The 8,232-nt window shown below is 71.9% G+C and carries 8 protein-coding genes; 7 read left to right on the top strand and 1 reads right to left on the bottom strand.

Annotated features, from left to right (window positions below; translation table 11 throughout):
* Nucleotides 1-96: 96 nt before the first annotated feature.
* Nucleotides 97-747 (bottom strand): 4'-phosphopantetheinyl transferase, encoded by a 651-nt coding sequence (locus ACFVFQ_RS12270; protein ID WP_383413088.1) that lies wholly within the window; start codon nucleotides 745-747, stop codon nucleotides 97-99.
* Between the two features lie 158 nt (nucleotides 748-905).
* Here ACFVFQ_RS12270 and ACFVFQ_RS12265 point away from each other — a divergent pair, with 158 nt between their 5' ends.
* From ACFVFQ_RS12265 to ACFVFQ_RS12235, 7 genes are all read left to right on the top strand, one after another.
* A complete protein-coding gene (locus tag ACFVFQ_RS12265) occupies nucleotides 906-1,931 on the top strand; it encodes a saccharopine dehydrogenase (RefSeq protein WP_383413124.1) in 1,026 nt (341 codons plus the stop codon).
* Nucleotides 1,928-2,572, top strand: coding sequence for a TetR/AcrR family transcriptional regulator (locus tag ACFVFQ_RS12260; protein WP_383413086.1), 645 nt, complete (start codon nucleotides 1,928-1,930; stop codon nucleotides 2,570-2,572). Before ACFVFQ_RS12265 ends, ACFVFQ_RS12260 begins: the two co-directional genes overlap by 4 nt.
* A 149-nt stretch (nucleotides 2,573-2,721) precedes the next feature.
* The gene (locus tag ACFVFQ_RS12255; RefSeq protein WP_383413083.1) at nucleotides 2,722-3,909 is read left to right on the top strand and encodes a cytochrome P450; all 1,188 of its coding nucleotides are present in this window, start codon (nucleotides 2,722-2,724) and stop codon (nucleotides 3,907-3,909) included.
* 106 nt (nucleotides 3,910-4,015) lie between these two features.
* A complete protein-coding gene (locus tag ACFVFQ_RS12250) occupies nucleotides 4,016-4,207 on the top strand; it encodes a ferredoxin (protein ID WP_383413080.1) in 192 nt (63 codons plus the stop codon).
* 5 nt (nucleotides 4,208-4,212) lie between these two features.
* A complete protein-coding gene (locus ACFVFQ_RS12245; RefSeq protein ID WP_383413077.1) occupies nucleotides 4,213-5,448 on the top strand; it encodes an NAD(P)/FAD-dependent oxidoreductase in 1,236 nt (411 codons plus the stop codon).
* Between the two features lie 768 nt (nucleotides 5,449-6,216).
* The gene (locus tag ACFVFQ_RS12240) at nucleotides 6,217-6,795 is read left to right on the top strand and encodes an acyl carrier protein (RefSeq protein WP_383413074.1); all 579 of its coding nucleotides are present in this window, start codon (nucleotides 6,217-6,219) and stop codon (nucleotides 6,793-6,795) included.
* 61 nt (nucleotides 6,796-6,856) lie between these two features.
* Nucleotides 6,857-8,224, top strand: a complete 1,368-nt coding sequence (locus ACFVFQ_RS12235; RefSeq protein ID WP_383413072.1) for a beta-ketoacyl-[acyl-carrier-protein] synthase family protein — start codon at nucleotides 6,857-6,859, stop codon at nucleotides 8,222-8,224.
* Nucleotides 8,225-8,232 lie beyond the last annotated feature (8 nt).

Below are 8,232 nucleotides of genomic sequence, written 5' to 3'. Positions count from 1 at the left end.
TCCGAGTTTTACTCGGGGAGCGGGGCTTCTTTGCGTTGTATTTGAGTCTCGTTCCCGGGTTTGGCTTGGGGGCGGGGCTTTTTTGCGTTGTGGGGGTCAGGGGGTGGGGAGGGAGGCTGCGGTGAGGAGGAGGGTGGGGGTGGTGTGCCAGGTGCCGAAGAGGGTGGGGTGGTGGGGGAGTTGGAGGCGGGCGGTGAAGGTGTGGGTGGTGGGGGCGAAGGTGATTTCGGCGTCGTCGAAGTCGAGGGGGCGGGGGGAGAGGGGGGCGTAGGTCTTGTAGACCGACTCCTTGGCGCTGAAGAGGAGGCGGTCCCAGGCGATGTCGGGGTGGGTGGTGGTGAGGTGCTGGAGGTGGTGGTGTTCGGCGGGGGTGGTGATGCCCTCGCGGACGGCGGGGGGTAGAGGGGCGTGGGGTTCGGCGTCGATGCCGAGGTGGGGGAGGTCGGTGGTGCGGGTCACGGCGGCGGCGCGGTAGCCGGCGCAGTGGGTGATGCTGCCGGTGATGCCGGGGGGCCAGGCGGGGGCGCCGGTCGGGCCGGGGAGGAGCGGGGCCGGGGGGAGGCCCAGGCGGGCCAGGGCGCGGTGGGCGCACTGGCGGGCGGTGATGAACTCGCGGCGGCGCTTGTCGCCGGCGTAGGCGATCGCGCGTTCCTCCTCCGGGAAGAGGCCGGTGGGGGCGGTCGGCGGTGGGTCACCGAGGGCGTCCTCGCCTACGGCGTGCGGGGGGAGGACGTGCTCGATGAGCATCGGGTGCCTCAACTCCTCGGTGGGGGGCGGTAGTAGACGGTCCGTGGGCTGACGACTCTATGTGACGGGGGCGACAATGACGGCCGTTGTGAATCTAGGTCGCGTGACCTAATGTCTGGGGTGTGGACGATGACCTGCAGCTCGATGTGAATGGTCCGGTGCTCGTGGTCGGCGGTTATGGGACCGTCGGCGGCGAACTGACCCGGCTCGCCGCCCCCTCCTGGCCGTTGCTGCTGACCGGGCGCACGCCCGAGCGTGGGCGGGAGTTGGCCGATGAGGTCGGGGCGGAGGTGCGGCGCTGTGACCTCAGCGATCCGGAGCCGTTCTCGGCCAAGGTCCGGGCCGTGATCAGCACGGTGAACGACCCGGACGACCGGGTGTTGCTGGCCGCCCTGCGGGGCGGGGTGCCGTATGTGGACATCACGCGGTGGACGGCGCGGTTGCAGCGGGCCGTCGCGGTCGCCGCGGTCCATCCGCCGAAGGCGCCGGTGCTGCTGTCGTCGAGTTGGATGGGCGGCGTGAGCACGCTGGTCACCGCGGCGCTGGCGGCCGAGTTGGGCGGGGCGTCCGGGGTGCAGATCGCGATCCGGTACGACCTGAAGGACCGGGCCGGGACGGACTCGGTGGAGTTCATGGACCGGCTGGGGCTGGACTACGAGGTCGTGGAGAACGGCGAGCGGCGGTCGATCATGCCGTTGAGCGACGCCGGGTTCGTGGACATCGGCGGGTACCGGACGAAGGTGGCGCGGATCGACACGCCGGAGCAGTTCACGCTGCCGCTGGTGTTGGGGGTGGACACCGCCATCACGCGGATCGGGTTCAGCGCCAACTCGTCGACGTCGTCGCTGCTGGCGTTGAAGAAGACCGGGTTCTTCCGGTGGGGGCGGGGCGAGAAGTTCGAGAAGACCCGTCGGTCGATGCTGTACTCGCCGGGTGAGGGCGGCAGCGCGCTGCTGCGGATCGAGGTCCACGGGCGGGGCGGCGAGCGCCGTACCGCGGTGGTCAAGGACGCCGCGGGGCAGGCTCATCTCACCGCGCTGGGCGGGCTGTTGGGGCTGCGGCGGGTGCTGGGGACCGACGGGTTCGAGGCGCCGCGCGGGGTGGTGTTCCCGGAGATGACGCCGGCGCCGCAGGACGTGGTGTCCACGTTGGAGAAGGCCGGGGTCGAGGTCACGGTGTCATGAGCGAGGAGAGGGACGGCGGCAAGCCGCACTTGACCCGGCAGGGCAACCTGCGGCGGACGAGTCTGCTGGATGCCGCCGAGTCCGTGCTGGTCGCCAAGGGCAATGCGGATGCGTCGCTGCGGGCCATCGCCGGTGAGGCGGGGGTGCGGGTCGGGCATCTCCAGCACTACTTCCCGACCCGGGCGGATCTGATAAAGGCCGTGCTGGAGCGGGCGTTGGACCGTTCCGTGCAGCGGCTGGCGGAGACCACCGGGCTGCGGTTGGACCCGGCGGACCCCTCGATCATCGAGGTGACGGAGGGGGGCCGGGCGGACGCCGCCGAGGTGGTGGCGGTGGTGCTGGCCGAGCAGGAGGACCCGCAGCTGGTCCGGCTGTATGTCGAGGTGTGGGCGCTGGCGGCGCGGGACGAGGAGATCGCCGCGGTGGTCCGGGAGTTCTACCGGAGGTACGTCGCCCATGTGGAGGCGTTCGTGCAGCAGGGGCGGCCGGAGTGGTCGGCCGATCTCTGCCGGGCGCGGGCCGAGACGTTTGTGGCGTTGGTCGAGGGGGCGGCCCTGATGCGGTCGGGGATCGCCGGGAGCCGGTCGGGCGCGTTGGACGAGCAACTCGCGCGCCAGGCAGTGGGTTTGCTCCGGGACTGAGGAGTCGTTCCGGCGCGTGCAGTGCCGGCCGCCGGGCGTAAGGGTCCGGGGCCGGGTTTCTTCGGGGTCGGTCGGCCCAGGTCCGTTGCGGGATGCCGCCGGGCGGGGCCGACGCCCGTCAGTCATGGCAGTTCTAGGGGGAGTTCGTCATGTCCGAAGTCATCGATCTGGCCGAGCTGGCGGCCACGCCGGGTCTGGAGCGGGAGCTGGAGCGGCTCGCCGCGGACCACGAGATCATCCGTACCCGGCAGTTGAACCAGCAGGAGACCTGGACGGTGCTGGGGGCGGCGCTCACCCGGGAGCTGCTGAGCGATCCCCGGCTCTCCAACGACGTGCATGTGCACGCGCCGCACGGGGCGTTGGTGCCGGGGCTCCAGGTGATGCTGCTGGAGCAGGACGACCCGGCGCACGCCCGGTACCGGCGGCTGGTGAGCGCGGCGTTCGCGTCCAAGGCGGTGCGGCAGTTGGAGCCGCGCATCGTGGAGATCACCCGGCAGCTGTTGGAGAAGTTGGGCGACAGCGGGACGGCGGACTTCATCGACGCGTTCACCTACCCGATGCCGTTGGAGGTGATCTGCGATCTGCTGGGGGTGCCGGGCGAGGACCGGGACCCGTTCCGGAAGTGGGCGATGGACATCTCGGCGGCGCCGTCGCTGGAGGCGATGCAGGCGTCGGCGGGCGAGCTGTTCGGGTACTGCATCGGGCTGATCCGGGCGAAGCGGGAGCGGCCGACCCAGGACCTGCTGAGCGAGCTGATCGCGGCGCGGTTCGAGGACGGTGGGGCGCTGACGGACGAGGAGTTGTCGTCGTTCGCCGCGGTGCTGCTGATCGCGGGGCATGACACGGTGACGAACCTGCTGGCCAACGCGCTGCACGAGCTGCTGACGCACCCGGAGCAGTTGGCCGCGCTGCGCGCGGACCGGTCGCTGGTGGGCCCGGCGGTGGAGGAGGCGCTGCGGTTTCGCGGGTCGGCGATGACGACGGTGAACCGGGTGGCGCTGGAGGACTTCGAGGCCGGTGGGGTCACCATCCGCAAGGGCGAGCTGGTGCGGTTCCTGCTGAACGCGGCCAACCGGGACGTGGAGGTGCGGGCGGACGGCCACACCTTCGACATCGGGCGGGCCACCGCGCAGCACATGGCGTTCGGGATGGGGCCGCACTTCTGCCTGGGGCAGCGGCTGGCCCGCCAGGAGGCGACGATCGCGCTGAACGAGATCCTGGACCGGTTCCCGACGCTGGAGTTGGGGGTGCCGGCGGGGGAGGTCAGGTGGCTGGCCTCGGACGCGATCCGGGGGCTGGTGGAGCTGCCGCTGCGGTACGCGCGGGAGACGGTGTAGGGCTCAGTGTCCCCGCGGTCGGTGGTGCGCCGCCGGCCGCGGGGTGCGGCGGGTGGATGCCCGCCGGGCAACGGCTTGTTCGATAGGGGAGTTGGGGGAGGCAGGCATGCGGATCAAGGTCGATTTCGAGCTGTGTGACGGGCTGGGGCAGTGCGCGCTGGTGGCGCCCGAGGTCTTCGCGCTGGACGACGACGAGCAGTTGGTGGTCGCGGCGGACCCGGCGCCGGAGCTGGCGGGGAAGGTGGCGGCCGCGGCGCGGGCGTGTCCGGTGCGGGCGATCTCGGTCGAGGGGGCCTGAGGGCCGTGCGCGAGGTCGTCGTGGTGGGCGCGGGCCTGGCCGGCGTCCGGGCCTGCGAGTCGCTGCGGGCCCAGGGCTACACCGGTGCGCTGACGGTGGTGTCGGAGGAGGCGGAACTGCCCTACGACCGGCCGCCGTTGACCAAGCAGGTGGTCGCCGGGACGCTCACCGAGGCGGACATCCGGCTGGCGGGCGCCGAGGACTTCGGCGCCCGCTGGGTCCGGGGGACGGCGGCGGTCGGGCTGGATCGGGAGCGGCGCCGGGTGCGGCTCGCCGACGGGGCGGAGCTGCCGTACGACGGGCTGGTGGTGGCGACCGGGGCGCGGGCGCGGGAGTGGCCCGGGAAGGTGCCGGCCGGGGTGCTGACGGTGCGGGGGCTGGACGACGTGCGGGCGCTGCGCGCGGCGGTGGACGGCGGGGCCCGTGAGGTGGTCGTCGTCGGGGCTGGGTTCGTCGGGGTGGAGCTGGCGTCGTCGCTGGTCGGGCTGGGGCTCGGGGTGCGGGTGACGCTGGTGGAGCCGTTCGGGCGGCCGTTGCGGGTGTTGGGTGGGACGGTGCCGGACGTGGTGGCGGACGCGGCGCGCCGGGCCGGGGTCGTGCTGCGGCTGGGGGTCGGGGTGACGGGGTTTTGTGCGGAACGGGGTCGGGTCGCCGGGGTTGAGTTGGCCGACGGGGGCGTGGTGCCGGCCGCGTTGGTGGTGGTGGCGATCGGGATGGTGCCGGCGACCGGGTGGTTGCTGGGGTCCGGGTTGGCGCTGCCGGCGGGGCGGGTGCACTGCGACGAGCGGCTGTTCGCGAGGGAGGCAGGGGCGGACGGGGAAGCCGCGGCGCCGGACCCGCGGCTCGTGGTGGCCGGAGACGTGGCCCGGTGTGATGCGGTGCGGTCGGCGGACGGGCCGGTGGCGTTGGAGCACTGGAGCAATGCGGCGGCGCAGGGGGAGTTGGCGGCGCGGAACCTGTTGGTGGGGCCGGCGGGGGCAAAGCCGTATGTGCATCTGCCGTCGTTTTGGACGTCGGCGTTCGGGCTGCGGATCAAGTCGGTGGGGCTGCCGGGGAGCGGGGATCGGGTGGTCGTCGAGGAGGGGGAGCCGGGGTCACAGAAGATGGTGGAGGTGCACTACCGGGAGGGGCGGTTGGTCGGCGCAGTGAGTGTGAACCTGGGGAAGCGGTTGGCCGGATATGCGCGGCGGCTCCAGGAGGAGCGGGAGTTTCCGGCGGCGGGGGCGGAGGTCGCCGGGTGAGGGCGGCGGTCGGGCCGGTGGCCGGGAAACGTTGCCGTGGCCGGAATTGAACGGCCCTCGTGGCGGCGTTTACGCGCGGTAACCCGCCGCCTTCCTGGGCTTTTCGGTGGGGCCGGGACCGTGTGAATTGCGCGTTAATTTTCGCGTTACCGCGAACCATTCGTGGTTAACCCTTTCTTGTGGCGCTGGGTCACGTGACCTATCGCACAAACGAGTGACGCTCTCTTGGGCCTCTGGTAACGTTTTTGTCGTGCCTCCAGTAGTGGGGCGGGACGGGCTTTGTGAGTGCGTCACAACGATGTGGCCACCGACGGAACTGCCCGTTCTTGGCAAGCAGGTGTCGGGGGATCATTTGCTACGGGGGATGGCCATGTGTAACGCCTACGCAGGCGTCTAAATTCGGGGATTCCTAAGCTGGAATTTTCCCTTCCTCTTGTGCCCACGGGGCAAGTTCCTGGTGCCATGGGCCCAGCGCGTCGGGTTGACGACGCCATGTCACGCCCCAACGGGCAAACCACCACTCACCTTTCATTCACCTTTGCCGTGCGGCAGCCTGCCGTGGCGCTCGTCGACTGACATTCGGCGCGCTGTCACCACGGTTCGCCGAACGGGCTCCTAGCATCGCGCATTCATCGCGCTACGGGTTTTCCGGGGCCGGTGGAACGCGCGCGAAAACACGCTGCCGAGTAATTTCTGCTGCCGTTTTCCGGGAATTTTCATGGCCGGTCGACGGTGGTGTCGAAAGCGCTCAGAAACGAGGAGAGAGCCATGCAGAACCCCTATGCGGCCGAGCAGATCCACGACATCGTGCGGGAGGGGTTGGCCCAGGTCCTGGGCACCGGCGTCGACGAGATCACCGCGGACGCCACCCTGGTCGGCGACCTGGGTGCGGAATCCCTCGACCTGGTCGAATTCCGCTTCGAGATGGAGACCAAGCTGGGCGTGACGCTGCCCAAGTCGAACGTCCTGGACCAGCTCGCCAATGCGCTCGGCGGCTCCGAGCGGCTCTACGACGAGCGCGGCGGGATCACCGAGCTCGCCGCCGACGTGCTGCGCCGCAGCGCCTTCGGTTACTCCGTGGAGCAGGTGCACGCCGGCCAGCGGCCGCACGAGGTCGCCGCGGCGGCCACCAGCGCGCACTGGGCCGCCTTCACCCACGCGATCTTCGACCACCTGCCCGAGCAGTGCACCGAATGCGGCGCGGACAAGGCCGAGTTGGCGGCGTCCGGCAAGGCGATCTGCGCCGGCTGCGGCGCCGCGTTGGAGGCGGCCACCGGTGACGAGGTGATGGCCGAGGGCGTGCGGGCCGCGCTCGTCGCCGTCGGGGACGCCCAGCCCGTCGGCTGACCGCCGAGCGGCCGGTGCACAAGGCGTCGCTCGTCGTGCGAGTCGTGCGAAAGGAAAGCAAGTGACACCCCACTCAACCAACGGGGCCGAACTCCCGACCAACGGGGCAGGGCCCGCGGCCGACGGGCCCGAACGCGAGGTCGTGGTGACCGGGATCGGACTGGTCGCCGGGCAACTCACCGACCCGGAGGCCCTGTTCGACCACCTCGCGGAAGGACGCACGCTCATCACCGAGCACCCCCTCCACTCGGAGTGGGGCGTCCCCTGCGCCGTCTCGGCGCACCTCGACCCCCAGGTCCAGCGGGAGCTGACCGGGGCGGCGCCGGCCGAGGCCGGGCCGCTGGGGCCGGCCGGCGTGCTCGCCTGGCACGCCGCCGCCCAGGCGTGGGAGCGCAGCGGACTGCCGCGGCGGCTGGAGACCGAGCGCGGCGGCGTCTTCCTCGCCTGCAACCGCATGGTCATGGAGCCGGCCGAACTCACCGCGCTGGCCGCCCACGTGGACCACGACGCCGGCGCCCTGGACCTGGACGGTTACCTGGACCGCCTCGACGACGCCGGCACCGACGGCGGGCTCGACCCGCACCGGCACCAGAAGGTCCAGCCGGACACCGCCACCGCCGCGCTCGCCGACTACTTCGGCGCGACCGGCGTGCTGGAGACCCGCGCGGACGCCTGCGCGGCCGGCGGCATGGCCATTGGCAGCGCCTACCGCTACCTGCGCAGCGGCGTGCTCGACGTGGCGCTGGCCGGCGGCGCGGAGACGCTGACCACGCTGGCCTCGGTCACCGCCTTCTACGGGGTGGGCGCGCTCGCCCCGGCGGAGGGGAAGGAGCCCAGCGCGCTCAGCCGGCCCTTCGACAAGGACCGTTCGGGCTTCGTCATCGGGGACGGCGCGGCCTTCCTCGTCCTGGAGTCCCGGGCGCACGCCGAGGCGCGCGGCGCCCGCATCCTGGCCAAGGTCGCCGGGTACGCCGGGGTGACCGAGGCCGGGAAGATGACGTCCAGTTCGCGGGACGGCTCGGACTACGCGGTGTGCATGCGGGCCGCACTGGCCGACGCCGGCCTCGCCCCGGAGGACATCGACCACATCAACGCCCACGGCACCTCGACCGAGGCCAACGACACCTGTGAGGCGGCGGCCCTGCACACCGTCTTCGGGGCGCGGGTCGGCGACGTCCCGGTCACCGGCAACAAGTCCGCGATGGGGCACTCGTTGGCCAACAGCGGGGCGGCCGAGGCGGTGTTGTCGGTGCTCAGCCTGGAGCGCCAGACGCTGCTGCCGACGCTCAACTTCGTCGAGCCCGACGAGGTCACCGCCGGGTTGGACGTCGTCACCGAGCGGCGCCCGGCGCGGGTGCGGACGGTGCTGTCCAACTCCTTCGGCTTCGGGGGCCAGAACTGCTCCCTGATCCTGGCCCAGGCGGGGTGAGCGCGACC

It is taken from the genome of Streptomyces sp. NPDC057743, from assembly GCF_042798755.1.
GTDB lineage: Bacteria > Actinomycetota > Actinomycetes > Streptomycetales > Streptomycetaceae > Streptomyces.
The sequence above is the reverse complement of the archived record's forward strand: the minus strand, read 5'-3'. Positions and strand labels throughout refer to the sequence as shown.